Genomic DNA, 16813 nt, shown 5'->3' on the forward strand with positions numbered 1-16813 from the left:
CCTCCGACCTCCGTCCTCAGTCCCCCGCCCCTACCACATCAAATCCACCCCCGCCACGAACCGGATGCCGTCGTCGGGATACCCGTAGTGAACTTCATAGTCGGCGTCGAACAGATTTTTCACGCTCACGAATCCCTCGGCGGCAAGAACACCGATGGTAAATGGCTGGATCGCCTTCACATCCAAGGTCAGGTAATCGTCGATGCGCTGGCTTTCGCGGTTTTCCGCTTCGCTGTACTGCTCGCCAACGTATCTCAGGGTCGTTTCAAGCCGGGTGCCGGAGCGTTCCGCGGTATACAACAGTGCCAGCTTCAGTTTCACCTGGGGTGTGTAGGGCAGTTCGTTGCCGCTTTCCTCGATTTCGGAATCCTGGAAGATGACATTGGCATCCACCGTAACTCCAGTTTCAAAAATGGTTTCAAAAGTCGCTTCGATCCCTTGGCGCCATGAACGGTTGACATTGACCGGTCGGTAAATCAGATCGGCACCTCTTTCATAGACGATGGGGTCGCGCGTGTCCGAGCGAAAGAGGGAGACCTGGAACAGCCTCGATTTCTTCCGGCGATATTCCACTCCAGCATCATAGGACCAGATCTTCTCCTCTTCCAGGTCGGGATTGCCCCTCACCTGGTCGATGCTCCCATGGCTGGGTTGGTAGAGTTGACCAAAGGTGGGAATCGTTACTGTGTAGCCGGCATTGGCCTTGAGGGACCAGTTTTTTCTGAAGGTCACCCCCAAACCGCTGGAAAAACCGGGATTGAAATCGAAGTCGCTGGTGTGATCCCCCCGCAGGCCGACGGTCGCTGTAATCGCCCGCCAGTTGAGGTCCGCCTGGGCCCCGATGCCGGTCGTCACCCGGTGATGGTCACCCGAAAGGGTGTGCTCCACGTCATCCCGTTCCAGCATCCCGTTGAACCGCAGCGCCCAGATGTCCCCTTCATCCACCCAACTGCTTTCCCCTTTCAGGCCCCACTTGCGGTTTTCCAGCGTGGAAGTAAAGCCGGATTGGCTTTTATCCTCGAGGTCGATGAAGTCGCCGTAAAGGTTGATCCCGTAATCCGCCGAATCGCCGATGACCCCCTTCAAACGGCTGTCGAGGGAGGCTTTGCGGTAAGACTGGCGGGCGTCGGGTGTGGGGTTGTCCACCGGCCCGGCACTGCCGTGTTCGGAGGCATGATAGCGTACGTCGGCTTCGATCCGGCGCTCTGCGGCCAACTCCCGATTCCAGTGCAGGGAAAGGTTGCCCGAGTCCCAGTCGCTGTTGGTTCGCTTTCCGTCCCGGTGCTTTCCCGAGGCCGTTGCCATGAGGGTTCCCCGGTCCACATGGGCCCGATGGCTGATACTGCCCTCTGCCAGACCATAGGAGCCGCCGGCGCCGCGCAACCGGGTGACATCTTTTTTTTTATCGGTTGACGAAGCCTGGGGATTGCGGGTGACGATTACAATGGCACCCTCGCTGGCACCGGGCCCCAGCCATACAGGAACCGGCGGCTTGAACACCGTGATCGTCTGGACAATATCGATGGGGATCGTGGACAGATCGGCATCGCCGTATTGACTGCTGTTCAGGGGACGCCCGTCCAGAAGCACCAGCACGCCGCCGAACTTTCCCGATCCGCGAATGGAGATGCGCGCCCCCACACCCGAACTGGACTTCACGTCCACACCCGGCATGGTGTTCAGGGCCTCTGCGACGTCCATCAGGTTGCGTGCATCGATTTCTTCTCGCCCCAACACAACGACCTGCCGTGGGTGGTCCTGGGCATAGGCGTCAATCCGTTCGGACGTAACGACAATCGTTTCCAGAACCACAGACTCATCCGAATGACCGTTGTTGTGTGCGAAACCGATACCCCCATAAAAGGGCATCGTCGACAGCAGCGCCCCATAGACCAACCCCGCCGATATCCACCATCGCGTGCGAACGATTGTCTTCCTCACTGTCCCCCTGCCCTCTTTCCGGAACCGGCGCCAGATTTCTCACCGCTTACGATTCACGGTTCACCCTTTTCAGCAAGTCCGGTAAAAATGGCGTTCAGTGCCATGGACAGCGGCGCCGGGTATGCATCGCCGGAAAAATGATCCACCAGGTGATCCACTTTGCTACCGGCGATACGCCCGGCCACGTCCAGGCACCAGTTCTCGTAAAAACCAAAATCGCTGACCGTTTCCCGTTCGGCCCCGTCGCTCAACGCCATGGCAGCTTCCAAAAAGCCCTGGTATCGGGGATCCAACAAAACCTGTTCGATCTTGCCGGCAAAAGCGTTCGCTTCACCAAGGCAATCGCAATGGCTGCCGGAAACCAATTGCGAAATACTCAGATGACGGTCGAACAGGCGCTGAAAGATATCCCGACCGCCGACAATGCCGTTCTGCTTGAAAATGGCTTCCCGCAGCCCGGCATAGGCCGTGCGGGCAATCAACTCGCCCATTTTGCTGTGTCCGCCGGCATTGTCGATGACCGGTCCGTCTCCCGCGACGACGATGATGTTATCGGTTCCCGTGCCGGTGGCCGCCGCATTCAGCGGTTGGTAGGAACTGCGGATGTCCAGGTCCTGAAGCGCGGCGGTCTTGCCCTCCGTCGCGGATATGATCGCCCGGGTCATGGCGCGGGGCGTGAGCCGCATGTTGGTCAGAAAGATCATATTAATAGTGCCGGGTTCGTAGTAATTGCCCACATCCCTGGACATCCGCACGGCATTTCCCCGTACCCCTGCCGTGACCAGGGCATAGACGGTCATGGCCTTGAAGATCTCCTTTTTGACGGCCAGATTGTCCATGTCCGCACCGGTAAAGAGAAAGGCCGTACTTGATCGTTTTTTACCGATAACCGGGCAGATGCACTGGTAAAGTGGATCCAGCCCGCCCATGGGCATGAGCGCCCAGCACGGCGGCGGTGAGTAATGGTTTCCTACGGTAAGCACCTCGCTGCGCTGACCCTCCAGGGTGGAAACCAGGCTACGAGGCGTTTTGAAATCGATGATCAGGCTCTTGTTGGGAAAATCTTGAATGATGCTGGTGGTAATGCGCGCCCTGTCCACACAATTCAAATCGATGGCCAACGGACGGGTCTGGACGACTTGCCGGGGAAGCATCTCATTTGCGGTGTCCGAGAACTCTTCTCTATAAATCAGGGAGGCCAGCCAGGAAACGAAATCTCCCACATGGGCGCCGGCCCGGCAGGTGAGTTCGCAGGGGAAGAAATAGATCCGATGCTGCCGGACGGCATCCACTGCTGCCCATCCATCCTGTGAGAAAAAGGTTTCGGCCGCCTGACGGTCCCCGCCGCAGCCGTAAAGGAACTGGGGGTTGAACGCCATCCACTCATCTTCGGTTACCGGGACTACGCTGCCGGCTTTTCCGAAGTCGGGCGCGATGCCACCGGCGGCCCGAATCATCTCGTTCTGGAAGGAATCGCTGCCCGGGGTCATGATGCGATCCCGCCCCATCAGGCGCATGACCCGCTTGCGCTTATCTTCTGGAATCGCCGCCACCTTGCGGGCGATCAGATCGATCTGGCGACGATTTTTTGCTATCAATGCATCGGCCTGTGCCTGGCGCTGGAAAAGCGTCCCAAGCAATTCCATATGCCGAAATGCGTCCTCCATGCGGCGGGTATTCATCACCAATACCGGAACATCGCCGTCAATCTTGCCGATCGCTTGCGAATGAATATCGGAGCCAATCACCAGATCGGGGTTGAGAGCCATGACCCGTTCCATGGAAGGGGAGAAAAAACCGCCGATAATGGATTTTCCCGCAGCTCCGCGGACGCCGGTGCTGTGGTGGGTGATACCGACAAGGGAGTCTCCGGCGCCGATGGCAAAAAGTATCTCGGTGGCCGACGGCACCAGGGAAACGACTCGTTTTGGCGGTTCGCTTAAATGCAGGTCGTTGCCGGCATCGTCGGTGACCTGGACTGGCGAGGCCCAGGCAGGTGGACAAAAAAGCATCAGGAGTGCAAGCAAAAAAAATAACGGTCGTTTGTTGAATGCCTTACTACTCATCTGTCGTTCTCCTCTCAAACGATACGACCCGCGATGTTGTCCAACGCATCATCGTGGGCTCCTCACCGACTGGCTTGGACCCGCAATCCAATTGACGCTGCGTTCTCGGTGACGAAAAAAGCCCCGGACCATATTACATAGCGATCCGGGGCTCCCTGATTTTTCCTCAGATTGTTTTTGCTGTCCATTGTCCGGCAGGACAGGCAAGGTCATCAACATTCAGGCAGGTCTTCTGACTAACGGATCGTCCTACCGGCCGCGCCTTCCCGATAAAAATATCAGTGGCGTGATTGCGGCCTTCGTCCCCGTATACAGCGACGGGCCCGTCCCCGATTCTCACGGGGTTCCCTTTTCAGCTCCATGGGAGCGCCTGAAACGATTTGCTTTAATTAATGAGAATGTCGTTATTCTGTCAAGCCATTTCCCCCTGTCGGATTCATAAGCCTGCTTGCGGGCGGACACCCGGCGGATGCCCGCAAGCACGACCGATCAACAACCCATGATCATAATATCAGATATCGTACCTCAGCCCCAGAAAGTAGCTTCTTCCGGGCATGGGATATCCCTTGACATAGGCGTAGTCTGTATTGAACAGGTTAGTGATGTCCCCTTTGAGCGATAACTTGCCCCAACGGTCCGATGTAAGCAGGGTCTTGGTGATGGTCAGGCTGGCCACCGTCGAAGAGCCCATGGTAACGACCTCCACGTCATTGGGCCACACTTGGCTCTCCCAGTCCTCCACTTCTTGTTGGCCGGTATAGGCGACGTTGAAGGTCGCAGACAGTCCCATCCCATCGGAAAAGCTGATACCGTATGATGCCGTCCAATCCGGCGTATATTTTAGATCGTCGCCGGTGGCCTCATCTTCGAATTTTGTCAAATAGGTGAAGCGGACATATGGCCTTAACTGAAAATCCCAGTCGTTGATTTCACCCAGGTCGAAATTCAACTCTCCCTCGATGCCGGAGATGGTGGCCTCTCCCAGGTTTTCCCAGGACGTCTCGCCTCCGGATAAAATGACCGTCTCGATCTTGTCTTTAAAATCGGTATAAAAATAAGTCAGGCTGAAAAAGATTCCGCTGTTGGAGTAGTCGATCCCGCCTTCCCAGGTAGCGCTCTCTTCAGGTGTCAGATTGGGGTTGCCGACGACTTGAGCCCATGAAGTTGGGTCGAAGTAATCGGCGGCCAACTGGTCGGCCCCAGGCATCACGAAGGCCTGACCGTAATTGGCCCGAAGTTTCAGATGTTCGGTGACCAGATATGCCAGCCCCACATTGGGAGAGAAGTACGTGTCGTCCTCTTTGCCGCCCTGATCCTCCTTAATCTCCACTTCATAGCTGTCGTATCGTCCGCCTGCCGAGACGATGAGGCGCTCGTCCAGCAAACGGGCTTTCGCCAAGAGAAACCCGGCCGGATTGTCGTAGGTGGAGCGCTCCGGCGTACTCGTCGATTCGATTTCGTAGTTAACCCAATCCACACCGCCGGTGATGGTGGCCATACCCAGATCGACTGAAAGCTGCGCCTGGGCGCCCTTTCGGTCCGTGATATCCTCGCTCACATAGGCATATGAAGGGCTGGTGTATTTATCCTTATCCTTTCCTTCGAAATAGCGCAGCTTCCAGGAGTATTGTTCCCCCACAGAACTACCGGTGTATACGGCGTCGAGCGAGTAGTTGGATTTATCCAAATAGCTGGTCAAATCATTCTGGCTCAAATAGTATGGAGAGCCGGCTTCGTCCACGGAGAAATTGGTATAAATCACACCCAGGCGGTGTGAAGGATTAAAATTGTAACCGACATTGAGACTGAGATCTTCCTTTTCATCGTAGCCGGTGTTATGGTAGGTTTCGCCGTCGGCCGTCTGATAGTCCTCCATGGTGGAACGGGTACCGGCAACGGAGAAATCCAGGCCGTTGATCTCCCCATGTCCACCGGCAGAGGCTGTTTCGTATCGCCAGCTTCCCATCCCGCCCTCGACAAAAGCCGTTGGGGTGCCGCTGCCCTGCCGTGTGATTACGTTTACGATGCCGCCTACAGCAGCCGTTCCATACTGGACCGAGGCCGGTCCTCGAATAATCTCTACGCGTTCGACGTTTTTGGTCATGATCTTGGCCAGATTGCCGGTACCGGCACGACGGCCGTCCAGAAGAATCAAGACTTTGCTGGTCAGATCGTTGCCCGTGGTATCGGTGCGGAACCCGCGGATACCCACGGCAGACAGGTTGCCCGGATATTCCCGCACACTCAGACCCTGTTCTTTCAAGAGTTCGCCCAAATCTCTGGCCGGGGACTGCTCGATGGTTTCTGTGTCGATCACGGCGACGTTGTTGGTCAGCGTTTTCTGTTTTTCAGGAACCCTGCCGGCCGTAACCACAATCGTCTCCATGGTGGGAACGGCATCCCCCTCTGTTGCGCCCTCATCGGCAAAGACAGGTCCGGCGGCCATCACGCACCATACCAATCCAATTGCAAAAAAACGGTTCCTCATCTCTTCTCCTTTCGACAAAAACGGGTTCTGCTGTCCGGAGAAATAAAAATCCCCGGACCGATGGTGGTTTCGATCCGGGGATGTCCCTTTTTTATCCGCGGCAAGTTTTCGAGCCGGACGCGGTCCACGTGTTTACGGCTCACTTTTCTCAGGCAGGTCTTCTGACTCACGGATCATCCTACCGACCGCGCCTTCCCAACAAAAATATCAGTGGCGTGATTGCGGCCTTCGTCCCCGATTACAGCGGCGGGCCCGTCCCCGATTCTCACGGGGTTCCCTTTTTCAGCTCTATTGGAGCGCCTGGATTTTTTTGCGCAAATTAATACCGGAATTCGATTTTTTGTCAAGCTATTTTCTCTACTAGTAAATTGCCTTTCACCGACAATTTCACACCCCATCGACGTCGATTTCAAAGCCCATAGCACCCTTGGGATTGCCAGCGGTAAAAAATTGGCGACAAGTCCTTTGCATGGCTGCCACTTCGTGGTTTAATAAGTTTTCTGGACGACGATTTTCCGACGCTGCAACCAAGTAACCGGAGACTGCCAATGATCGACGAACCAGGGGAATGCACGAACACGTCCATGCCCTCATCGGACGACGAGACATTCGCCAAAACCATCCTCGACTCGCTTTCGGCCCATGTGGCCATCCTGGACACAAATGGCGTTATCCTGCAGAGCAACCGGGCCTGGAAAAGTTTCGCCAACCACAACCAGATCCGCATGCGGCCGGACACGCTGGGCATCAACTACCTCGAAATCTGCGAGCAGGCTGGAAACGAGCCATCCCTTGTGGCCAAAGGGATCCGTGAAGTGATTATCGGCAGACGCGAAGAATTCGCAATGGAATACGATTGCCACAGCCCGGACGAGCAGCGCTGGTTTTACATGCGCGTTACCCGTACGCCCGGCCCCGGTCCGGTGCGCATTGTCGTGAGCCATGAAAACATCACGGCCTTGAAACTGGCCGAGGCAGCCCTGAAAAGTCAGAAGCGACATTTAGAGGAGGCCAATACAGCCCTCAAAGTCCTGCTGCGTCAGCGGGAAGACGACCAGCGCGAGATGGAAAAAAATATTCTCGACAACATGCAGCATCTGGTGGCACCTTTGCTGGACCGCCTGACAGCCACCAGCCTTCGGGATGGCCAGAAAGCCATGCTGGCCAGCCTGGAAGAGCGCCTGACCGAACTGACCCGGCCTTTTATGCGGCGGCTGTCAGCCATCGAAACGAGGCTGACGCCCCAGGAGATCGAAGTGGCCGCGCTGATTCGCCAGGGCCGCAGGAGCAAAGAGATCGCCGACAACCTCAGCCTGAGCATTGCCACCGTAAATTTCCACCGGCGCAACCTGCGCCGCAAGCTGAATCTGCGCAATACTTCCACCAACCTGCGTTCGTTTTTATTGGGGTTGAATAAATGACGGTTTTTACCCGTCAGTTAGCCGCAACTCTACCGGTATTGCCCCCCGTGGCCCTCCTGCCCTAAATTAATTCTAAATTGAAAGCCGGGTCGGCGGTCACCCGAATCCGACCCATCGAAAATAGTGCGGCGTTGCCGTCAATCTCAAACCAGGAGGAAAAGCCATGCTATGTTCACTTGCAACCAATGTCGATTCATCCACCCTGCAATCCATTAACGATCTTGAAAAAGACCTGGGCAAGACCCTGCTGGCTTTTGCCTGTCATGATTTGAAGCCGTCGGCGCTGAATGCCGACCAACTGAGCAAACTCCAGGCAGTGGAAAAAAAATTGGGAGTTTCCCTCGTGGCCGTGGAGGCATAGCGGGTATCGGAATGGGCAAGGCGCCGACGCCCGTCGGCGCCGCCTTTCGAACTTCATTAAGCCGTTTTTTAACCCCCTGACGGCACAATCCCCCTCAACCGGTAGGCAGCCTGCGCACCTTCCGGTTTCCCTATATACTTCCCACCGAAGATATGCTACCCGACGGATCGAACCGTTTGTACCCATTCACGGGGTTGAAATACCCTATGTGTCGCAACTTCCTGATCGGTAAGTGTTTTATCCCGAACTGCAACGAAAAGAGCGTTTGTCATGAAACCACCCGAGGTCCCTGCCCACCGCGACCCCCATCGCTGGATCGTTTTCGCAATCATCTGCCTGATCTATTTCTTCGTTTATTTCCACCGGGTATCCACATCGGTAATCGTTTCCGATCTGCTGGCCGATTTCGATACCACCGCCACGGCACTGGGCCTGATGTCCTCCATGTATTTTTATATTTACGCCCTGAACCAGCCCATTGTGGGGTACCTGGCAGACCGCATCGGCCCCCGGCGGGTGATCGCTTGGTGGTCGGTGACGGCGGCAGCCGGATGCTTCCTCTTCGGCCTGGCCCCCTCTGTCGGGTGGGCATCGGTGGGCAGGGCTTTGATCGGCTTCGGCGTGGGGGGGGTCTATGTACCGACGGTCAAAGCCCTTTCCCAGTGGTTTCGGCAAAAGGAGTTCGCCACCATGGTAGGCCTGCTAATGGCTGTGGGCAATTTCGGGGCCGTGGTGGCCACCACGCCATTGGCCTGGGCCGCAGGCCGGTGGGGATGGCGCCCCACCTTTTTTCTCATCGGCGGCATCAGCCTGGCACTGGCCCTTTTGATGCTGTTGGCCACCCGGGATGCCCCCGAACCGCAAAAACCGGAGGCTGGCCATACGGACAAGCCCACATCCGGCCTTTTGAACAGCATCGGTATCGTCCTGGCGGCCCCGCAGTTCTGGCTGGTTGCCGTCACGTTCTTCGGATTTTACGGAACCGCAGTAACCCTTCAGGGGCTGTGGGCCACCCCGTTTCTGATGGCGGTATTGGACATCGAGCGCATGCTGGCCAGCAAGCTCAATATGCTCATTCCCATCGGGGTGATTATCGGAGCGCCGTTTTTCGGTTGGCTGCCGGATCGGTTCGCTCTGAACAAAAGCCGCGTTCTCACCACCATAACACTGGTCTACAGCCTGTGCTGGCTGGCCCTACTGCCGGTGTTCGACTGGCTGGAATTGCCTGGTTTTGCAATGATTCTGCTATTGATAGGACTGATGATCGGCGGATTCATCAGCACCATTTGGGGGATCATCCGGGAATCCACGCCGACGGAACGGTTGGGATTGACTTCTGGCCTGCTCAATCCTGCGCCCTTTCTGGGCGTCGCCGCCTTCCAAGTGCTGACCGGCAGCATTATCGACCGGGCCGGTCAGGCCGGAGAACTGGTGCCGCTGTCCGGCTTTACAACTTCATTCGGCGTCTGCCTGGCTGCATCACTGGCCTGTCTGGTCCTCTCATTTTTTATCCGCTCGAAGCCAATGGCCAAAAAACGCCTTTGAGAAGATAAGAGCATTATACGAAAATTTTCTAATCAGCCCATTGTCGAACCGGAAGGCACGTGTTCGGCAATCCCGAAATCCTGCAGTTGTTCATCTTGAATACCCAGATAAATTGAGCGCCCGCTCTTCATGTGGACATTGACCTTGGCATTGAATACCCTGCGGGTATAGCCGTGCTTGTCGGACAGGATATAGCGGCCGATCCGGTATGTGCCGTCGGCGCCTTTCTGCCCTGTCAAATAGCACTTGATAGTCTCGACATGCTCTTTGCCAAGAACCAGATCCTCAAGGCTCGATAGCCGTCGTTGGGTACGTTGGATGAAATCCACACTGTCCACCGGCAGGGTTGTTCGGACCTTTTTATCGGCCATGGGAACCGAAAAGTCGCCGATCAGAATCTGACCGTCTTTGGCCTGGTCGATCATGCGGGCCAGCTCTATGGTAACATCGCCCACAATGTAGCTGAAGGTGGTTGGATTCAGCCCCTCGGATTGATAGAATTCGTAGTGCCCACCAACATGAAAGCAGGTGCGCAGCAGCGGTGCGGTAAAATTCCTGTTTTCGCTCCGGGCCACCGCGTTCTCTGCCAGAACCAGATGCATGAAGTGATACAGGTCCACATTGGAGTCGATCCCCCGGTCCCGGTTCCAGATATAAAAACCGTCTCCCGTATTGGTGCGTGCAAACCGGATTTCGATATCGCGTCCCATGAGTTTACTGTAGGCCGTGTTGACCGAATAGGATAAACTGTTGAGCTGGGCAACTTGAACAAGGGGGGCATAGTGAGAAAATCCGACAATGTCGAACAGGGCGACGGCGCGATCCTCGACCCGGGTGATGCTGTATCGTTTCACCAGGGCATTGATTGTCTCGTGGGTCAGCTCTTTCCCCGGCGAAAAAGGAAGTGTTACATGCCGCGCCTCGACCCCCAAATGAGCGGCCGCGTCCTGCAGGTGTTCGAGGGTAACCATTTTGGGGCCCGCCACAAGATCGTGCAGCAGGGGATCGACAGGCCGAAGGACGGATCCTTTCGGGCCGCTATCTTGCGGGGTAGCATCGTAAACGGTCTCCGCAATGGCAAAATGAGGAACCACAAGTAGATGCATGCCCTTCTCGCAAGGCGACCATACGAGAATGATATTGCGGCCCAACTGCCAGAAACCGTAAAGAATTTCATCGAGGTGGGAAAGATATTCCCGGCTGGCCTGCCCTGCGGCCTTTTTTTCCTGGAACTGCTGTGTCCATGAGAATCGTTTCATTTATCTCATTTTGACCCATTTAGGGCTTGCGCAATTTCCCGGCACAACATTTCCAATACCCGGCTGTGGGCCGCGGCCAGGGCCATGAAGCCCGTACCGGAAATCGGTTCGGAAATGCGGGTTTGCCAGGATCGTTCCGTCGCCGGTTCACCTTCGCTCCGCAAGGTCCACATCGCCCGGAGCCGCATCTTTTTTTCTGCGGTGCCGATCAATTCACCGAAGCGGACGGCAACGGTGACATCCGGTTTCAACCCCGCCGGCAGGGGGTGGCCCACCACCTGGTCACGGGGGAGCAGCACCTGCAGGTTATCTTCCAGAACCTGCTGCACCAAACGGTCCGGATAATCCGCCCAGCGATGGAACTCGGAAATTTCCAGTTCGCTTGAACCATTGCGCATGACCATTTGCAAACGGTTGACATAGCTGGGCAGCCGAACCGGGCCGACGGCGACGATCCGGGGTCCGGGTTCTTCCATGGTCACCGGCGGACCATCTCCTGCGGCCATGGAATTCAAAACGTAGTGATTCACCGCAGGCGTAATCGACCGGCACCCGAAAACCATAAACAGCAGCAGGACCGGGATCAATTTCCGCATAAACGGCCGTTTCATTGCCGATCCCCCTTTCCGAAGACAATTGCGTCGGGATGCCTTTCCAGATAATCGGCCAGGGCTTCCACGGATCGAGCGGCATCCTGCAACTCGAGCAGCAACCGATTGAGGTTGTTCACGACGGGCGCACCCTCGCCCAAAACGGTGTTGGCCCGTTCCAATGCCTGCTCACCAATGGTCATAGCGCCTTTGATCTGGTCGAGCATTTCGTTGAGTTTGGGAATGGTTCCTTCGTTGAAACCGGATGTGACCTTCTTGAACTCGGCAAAACTCTGGTCGATATTGTCGATGGCGCTCTCCAGGGTGGTCGATCCGATCACGGTCGTCACCTTCCCCGCAGCCTGCCGGATATCTTTCAGGGTTTCTTCTATGGGAAGGTTGTTGAGGCGATCCAAAAATCCTTTAGCCGTCGCCGTAATTTCCTCCACCGTATTGGGAATGGTGGGCAGCACCGGATAGGTGTCCGCCCTGTGGATTTTCCGAGGCTCAGCGTCCGGGTGAAGCCGCATGCTCACGTAGCTTTGCCCGGTTAAGAGGTTCCCGATGCGCTGCTGGGCGCGCAGCCCTTTTTCCACCAGGCGCTCCATCACCTGGTACTCGGGAATGGCCAGTTCTCCGGACAGTTCGATGCGGTCCGGTTCGATGGCGATCAGCACCGGAATCTTGAATGTCAGTCGGTCCTGGTCGAAAAGAAGCCGGATGCTGACCACTTCTCCGATCTTGATGCCGTAAAAATCCACCGGAGCCCCGGCAGACAGCCCCCGGACCGTCTCTTCGAAGTACAGCAGATAGTACTCCCGATAGCTATAACTGGCGGCATTGGCGCTGTCCCGACTTTCGTACAGGGTGAATATCTGATTCGGCGTGGGGGGCGGATCGGCGCTCATGCCTTCGGCAGTAAAAAAGGAAATCCCGCCCACCAGCAGGCTGGCCAGGGAAGGTGTGTCAACACGAACGCCGTCGGGGCCAAGGTTCATATTCAGACCGCTGGCATTGTAGAATCGCGAGCTGCGTTTCACCTGGTGATGATAAGGGGCCTCGACAAAAACCTCTAGCAGGACCCCTGTCCCATCCTCGGCCATATCCACATCGGTCACCCGCCCCACCTTGACCTGGCGGTAGTACACCGGCGATCCGATATCCAGCGAGCCCAGTCGGTCGGCCCGCAGACTGAACTGCTGGCCGGGCGTATCCCTGAAAATGGCCGGCGGCTTTTCCTTTCCTTCGAAGCGGTGCACGATCTTGCCGCCGCTGCCCGGCATCATACCGATATAGGCTCCGGAAAAAAGGGTGCTGATACCAGAGACCTCGCCCACCGCCACGCGCGCCCGGACGATCCAGAACAGGGTGTCCCCGGTCAGATAGTCGGCCACATCGCGGCTCATTTCCGCTGTGACCAATACCTCAGACAGATCCTCGCTGAGCTGGATGGTCCGGACTTTACCGACGCTGACATCCTTGTATTTGATTTCCGTTTTTCCGGGAACCAGACCTTCGGCGGACTTGAAAACGATGGTAATGGCCGGACCGGTTTCCCGGATGGCTTTTACGGCCAGCCAGCCGCCGATCAGTGCGGCCAGCAGCGGAATCAGCCAGACAACCGAAAACCGTTTCCCACGCTGGATTTCGGGCTCGGGTATCGCTTCTGCTGGATCGTTCTCAACGGGCGGTTGACTCATCTTCTCTCTCCATCGCATCCCAGATCAGTCTCGGGTCGAAGGTTTCGGCCGCGACCATGGTAACGATTACCACTGCGGCAAAATAGACGACGCCGGCGCCTGCCTCGATGGTCGTCAGATACCCCAGGCGCACCAGGGAAACCAGCACGGCCACCACGAAGACATCCAGCATGGACCAGCGCCCCACCAACTCCGTGATTCGGTACAGGCGGGTGCGATCTTCCGGTCTCCAGGCCCAACCCTGCTGTACCGAGATCAGCAGCCCAATGAGAACGATCAGTTTGGCAATGGGAACCACGATGCTGGCCACGAAAATGATCAGGGCGATTCCCCACGAACCGGTTCGCATGAAATAGAGAACACCGCTGAGGATCGTGTCGGACTGGCTGCTGCCCAGGTAAGTCGTGACGGTGACCGGCAGCATGTTGGCCGGGATATAAAGAATAAGAGCCGCAATGACCAAAGCCCAGGTTCGGGCGATGCTGTTGGGTTTTCTCAAGTGCAGTCGGGCGCCGCATCGCGGGCAGCGGATGGTCTGCCGATTTGACGGACTGGGCCGGCAAACCAGCAGGCGGCAGCTATGACAGGCGATCAGACCTGCCGCTGCGGCTGTAACGCTGGCGGTCGCACGCCTCGGGTTCATTGCTTAATCCCCTCCCAGACGGCACGGGGATCCAGAAAAGCACTGACACTGGCCAGGACAAACACCAGGGCCAGAAAAGAAAACAGCGCGGTTCCCGGGATAATGGTGGCCATTTTCGACAGTTTGACCACCGATACCAGGATTCCCAACAAAAAAATCTCGGTCATGCTCCAGGGCCGCAGATTCAGGGCCATGCGGAATACGTGTCGGGTCAATGGCAGGCGAAAGCCCCGTTTGATCGGCCACAACACGTAAACCAGCGCCATCAGGAGTGTACATGGAATCAGCATGCTGGTGAGCAATACCAAAATGGCCACACCGGCCATGCTCTGTCGGGAAAGCATGATCGTTCCGGTAATCAGGTTGGTTTCCAGAACGGCCCCTTGGGACTCCAGTGAGAGGAAGGGGTAGATATTTGCTATTACGAATAGAAACAGACCGGTAAGGGCAAAGGCCAGGGTACGGTCCACGGTCTTCGGGGCGTGGACGTACAACAGGGCACCGCAACGGCGGCACCGGGCCTTGCTGTTTGCCGGCAGCGGCTGCATGCGGTGCAGCAGGTCGCACTCATGGCAGGCAATCAGGGGTTGCGTCATGGCGGCATGGGCAGTTAAAGGTTAAAATAGTGTTTAAATACCACTATTTTAGAAACCATGCAACGCAAAGAATAGCTTTATGCAACCTGCGAATCGGGTTTGCCCTTCCGGCGACGGATGACCTTGACGACGTCAGGCGTTTTTCTCGAGGAGGCACCGACAGTCCGCTTTTTATCGGTCTGGGTGAAAAGTTGGAGCAGTTTGGCTTCGATTTGTTTCTTTTTGTTCTCGTCCATCAATTTTCTTCTTGGTTAGTTGGTTGTTCGGTCTATACGATCCTCAGCTGCGGTCACTCCATGCCGGTCTGGCCGGCGTGACCCGCAATCGGCGGTTCGCACTCCGTATCAATGTTTGCAATCCACCTGCCGTTCAGGGATTTACTTCAGCACAATGCTTTTTAAAGGGGAGGTAAACACCACTTTACGTCGGGGACAACACTCGACCCACCGGTTGAGCAATAATGAGCGTTGGCGCACTGCTTACACCAGATAAAGGGTCTTGGCAAGTGCTAAACGCGATAATTGTCGATTTTTCCGAAGAATTTCCCCGAATCGGGGGTGTTTTTGTGCATGCGCGAGGAAGCGTTGCAACATTGCACCCTTGCAATCCTGTAATCCTGACGATAAGACTGGCGCATGCCGGCCAAGTAGCGTATAAAGATTCGGTCACGACAGCCTGCGGTACGCGATGTTCGAATTTTCCGACAAAAACGCATTGCCATCATGAAAAAGTCAAACCCCACGCCCATTTTGGAAAACGTCACCGAAATCATCCTGGAAAGCATCTCCGACGGCGTGTTTACCGTCGACCACGAATGGCGCATCATGTCCTTCAATCGCGCTGCGGAAAAAATTACCGGAATTCCCCGTCACGAGGCGATCGGCCGCCACTGCTGGGAGGTTTTCCGGTCCAACATGTGTGAGGAGGACTGCGCCCTGAAACGAACCATGGAAGAAGGTGCCTCCCTGACCAATACCTCCACTTATATCGTCCGAAGCGACAAAAAAAGGATCCCCATTTCTGTTTCCACGGCACCGCTGATCGGCTGCGATGGCGAAGTGCTGGGGGGCGTGGAAACCTTCCGGGACCGCAGCGTGGTGGAAGCCCTGCGTAAATGCCTGGACGGCCGCTTTCAGATTGGCGATATCGTCAGTCGCAGCGATGCCATGCATAAAATCCTGGCGATATTGCCCATGGTGGCGGAAAGCGGCAGCACGGTCCTGATCGAGGGCGAGACCGGTACAGGCAAGGAATTGCTGGCCCGGGCGATTCACGAGGCCAGTCCCCGCAAAGGCAAGCCCTTTGTGGCAATCAACTGTGGCGCCCTGCCCGACACCCTGCTGGAATCCGAACTCTTCGGCTACAAAGCAGGGGCTTTTACCAACGCCACGAAGGATAAAACCGGTTACTTTGCGGCCACCCGGGGCGGTACGATTTTCCTGGATGAAATCGGAGACACCAGTTCGGCCTTTCAGGTGAAACTGCTTCGCGTCCTGGAAGAACAGGCCTTCGTACCACTCGGTTCGGTTAAAAAAATCGTATCCGATGTCCGTGTCATCGCCGCCACCAACCAGAATCTGGCCGATCAGGTCGCCGGGGGGAAATTCCGCCAGGACCTGTTCTATCGCATCAACGTGGTTCGCATGAACCTGCCTCCCCTTCGGCAGCGCAAGGAGGACATCCCCCTGCTCATCGGGCATTTCATCGAAAAAATGAACCTGCTGCGAGGAAAGGCGATCACCGGTGTGGATGACCGGGTCCTCCAGATCCTCATGAGCCACGACTATCCCGGCAATATCCGCGAACTGGAAAACTTCATCGAACACGCCTTCGTTCTGTGCAGGGGTGGAAACATCACGGTGGATCACCTGCCCGGCAGCATGGACTACCGCCAGCGGCCGCCCGAAGAGCAAAACGGCCTTACCCACACACTCAATTCCACCGAAGCCCATGCCATCACGAATGCACTTAAACGCAACCATTACAACCGCCTGGCCGCAGCCAAAGAGCTGGGCATGCACAAAAGCACCCTTTTTCGTAAAATAAAAAAACTGGGCATCGTTCTTCCGCAGACCGACGGCCGCTCGAAGACCGAAAAAAGGGGATAGTCGCCGGTGGCCTCTGGTGCATCTTTTTCGATTTTTAGCATCGCCATCTGGCGGGATAGAGTCGCACATAGGGTCGCTGTTTTGGTTGCACATAT

General features: G+C 56.3%; 14 protein-coding genes and 2 riboswitches. Of the genes, 4 read left to right on the plus strand and 10 right to left on the minus strand.

Features of this window, described 5'->3' with window-relative positions; translation table 11 throughout:
* Positions 1-30 precede the first annotated feature (30 nt).
* The 4 genes from GN111_RS07785 to GN111_RS07800 all read right to left on the minus strand — a co-directional run bounded on the left by GN111_RS07785 (position 31) and on the right by GN111_RS07800 (position 6665).
* Entirely contained in the window at positions 31-1941 is a 1911-nt protein-coding gene (locus tag GN111_RS07785; RefSeq protein ID WP_155303217.1) for a TonB-dependent receptor, read from the minus strand.
* Between the two features lie 53 nt (positions 1942-1994).
* Positions 1995-4007, minus strand: coding sequence for a helical backbone metal receptor (locus GN111_RS07790; RefSeq protein WP_155303218.1), 2013 nt, complete (start codon positions 4005-4007; stop codon positions 1995-1997).
* 205 nt (positions 4008-4212) lie between these two features.
* Positions 4213-4396: riboswitch (cobalamin riboswitch) on the minus strand.
* A 122-nt stretch (positions 4397-4518) separates the two neighbouring features.
* Entirely contained in the window at positions 4519-6495 is a 1977-nt protein-coding gene (locus tag GN111_RS07795; protein ID WP_155303219.1) for a TonB-dependent receptor plug domain-containing protein, read from the minus strand.
* Positions 6492-6665 (minus strand): hypothetical protein, encoded by a 174-nt coding sequence (locus GN111_RS07800; protein ID WP_155303220.1) that lies wholly within the window; start codon positions 6663-6665, stop codon positions 6492-6494. The genes GN111_RS07795 and GN111_RS07800 overlap by 4 nt, the downstream gene beginning before the upstream one ends.
* Positions 6630-6814: riboswitch (cobalamin riboswitch) on the minus strand. (Overlaps the previous gene by 36 nt.)
* Positions 6815-7043: 229 nt before the next feature.
* On the opposite strand from GN111_RS07800, the gene GN111_RS07805 reads away from it, so the two are divergent.
* The 3 genes from GN111_RS07805 to GN111_RS07815 all read left to right on the plus strand — a co-directional run bounded on the left by GN111_RS07805 (position 7044) and on the right by GN111_RS07815 (position 9822).
* Positions 7044-7916, plus strand: coding sequence for a helix-turn-helix transcriptional regulator (locus tag GN111_RS07805; protein WP_231715700.1), 873 nt, complete (start codon positions 7044-7046; stop codon positions 7914-7916).
* 163 nt (positions 7917-8079) lie between these two features.
* Positions 8080-8277: a hypothetical protein gene (locus GN111_RS07810; protein WP_155303221.1), complete on the plus strand. Its 198-nt coding sequence runs from the start codon at positions 8080-8082 to the stop codon at positions 8275-8277.
* A 270-nt stretch (positions 8278-8547) separates the two neighbouring features.
* Positions 8548-9822: an MFS transporter gene (locus tag GN111_RS07815; protein WP_155303222.1), complete on the plus strand. Its 1275-nt coding sequence runs from the start codon at positions 8548-8550 to the stop codon at positions 9820-9822.
* Positions 9823-9854: 32 nt separating this feature from the next.
* Here the strand turns inward: GN111_RS07815 and GN111_RS07820 are convergent, their stop codons facing one another.
* From GN111_RS07820 to GN111_RS07845, 6 genes are all read right to left on the minus strand, one after another.
* The gene (locus tag GN111_RS07820) at positions 9855-11081 is read right to left on the minus strand and encodes a hypothetical protein (RefSeq protein WP_155303223.1); all 1227 of its coding nucleotides are present in this window, start codon (positions 11079-11081) and stop codon (positions 9855-9857) included.
* A gap of 5 nt (positions 11082-11086) precedes the next feature.
* Positions 11087-11692 carry a PqiC family protein gene (locus GN111_RS07825; RefSeq protein ID WP_155303224.1) on the minus strand — a complete coding sequence of 202 codons (606 nt, stop codon included), beginning with the start codon at positions 11690-11692 and terminating at the stop codon, positions 11087-11089.
* Positions 11689-13371 carry a PqiB family protein gene (locus GN111_RS07830; RefSeq protein WP_170302186.1) on the minus strand — a complete coding sequence of 561 codons (1683 nt, stop codon included), beginning with the start codon at positions 13369-13371 and terminating at the stop codon, positions 11689-11691. Before GN111_RS07830 ends, GN111_RS07825 begins: the two co-directional genes overlap by 4 nt.
* A complete protein-coding gene (locus GN111_RS07835) occupies positions 13352-14014 on the minus strand; it encodes a paraquat-inducible protein A (protein ID WP_155303226.1) in 663 nt (220 codons plus the stop codon). Before GN111_RS07835 ends, GN111_RS07830 begins: the two co-directional genes overlap by 20 nt.
* Entirely contained in the window at positions 14011-14610 is a 600-nt protein-coding gene (locus GN111_RS07840; protein ID WP_155303227.1) for a paraquat-inducible protein A, read from the minus strand. Before GN111_RS07840 ends, GN111_RS07835 begins: the two co-directional genes overlap by 4 nt.
* A gap of 77 nt (positions 14611-14687) precedes the next feature.
* Positions 14688-14846: a hypothetical protein gene (locus GN111_RS07845; protein ID WP_155303228.1), complete on the minus strand. Its 159-nt coding sequence runs from the start codon at positions 14844-14846 to the stop codon at positions 14688-14690.
* Positions 14847-15332: 486 nt separating this feature from the next.
* On the opposite strand from GN111_RS07845, the gene GN111_RS07850 reads away from it, so the two are divergent.
* Positions 15333-16718, plus strand: a complete 1386-nt coding sequence (locus tag GN111_RS07850; RefSeq protein WP_155303229.1) for a sigma-54 interaction domain-containing protein — start codon at positions 15333-15335, stop codon at positions 16716-16718.
* The last annotated feature ends 95 nt before the right edge of the window (positions 16719-16813 follow it).

The organism is Desulfosarcina widdelii (assembly GCF_009688965.1).
Taxonomy (GTDB): Bacteria; Desulfobacterota; Desulfobacteria; order Desulfobacterales; family Desulfosarcinaceae; genus Desulfosarcina; species Desulfosarcina widdelii.

What these genes read in the sequence shown, in the direction of transcription:
- GN111_RS07790 (WP_155303218.1), bottom strand. Translation starts at nt 4,007, where the DNA reads ATGAGTAGTAAGGCATTCAACAAACGACCGTTATTTTTTTTGCTTGCA.
- GN111_RS07795 (WP_155303219.1), bottom strand. Translation starts at nt 6,495, where the DNA reads ATGAGGAACCGTTTTTTTGCAATTGGATTGGTATGGTGCGTGATGGCC.
- GN111_RS07805 (WP_231715700.1), top strand. Translation starts at nt 7,044, where the DNA reads ATGATCGACGAACCAGGGGAATGCACGAACACGTCCATGCCCTCATCG.
- GN111_RS07810 (WP_155303221.1), top strand. Translation starts at nt 8,080, where the DNA reads ATGCTATGTTCACTTGCAACCAATGTCGATTCATCCACCCTGCAATCC.
- GN111_RS07815 (WP_155303222.1), top strand. Translation starts at nt 8,548, where the DNA reads ATGAAACCACCCGAGGTCCCTGCCCACCGCGACCCCCATCGCTGGATC.
- GN111_RS07820 (WP_155303223.1), bottom strand. Translation starts at nt 11,081, where the DNA reads ATGAAACGATTCTCATGGACACAGCAGTTCCAGGAAAAAAAGGCCGCA.
- GN111_RS07825 (WP_155303224.1), bottom strand. Translation starts at nt 11,692, where the DNA reads ATGAAACGGCCGTTTATGCGGAAATTGATCCCGGTCCTGCTGCTGTTT.
- GN111_RS07830 (WP_170302186.1), bottom strand. Translation starts at nt 13,371, where the DNA reads ATGAGTCAACCGCCCGTTGAGAACGATCCAGCAGAAGCGATACCCGAG.
- GN111_RS07835 (WP_155303226.1), bottom strand. Translation starts at nt 14,014, where the DNA reads ATGAACCCGAGGCGTGCGACCGCCAGCGTTACAGCCGCAGCGGCAGGT.
- GN111_RS07840 (WP_155303227.1), bottom strand. Translation starts at nt 14,610, where the DNA reads ATGACGCAACCCCTGATTGCCTGCCATGAGTGCGACCTGCTGCACCGC.
- GN111_RS07845 (WP_155303228.1), bottom strand. Translation starts at nt 14,846, where the DNA reads ATGGACGAGAACAAAAAGAAACAAATCGAAGCCAAACTGCTCCAACTT.
- GN111_RS07850 (WP_155303229.1), top strand. Translation starts at nt 15,333, where the DNA reads ATGAAAAAGTCAAACCCCACGCCCATTTTGGAAAACGTCACCGAAATC.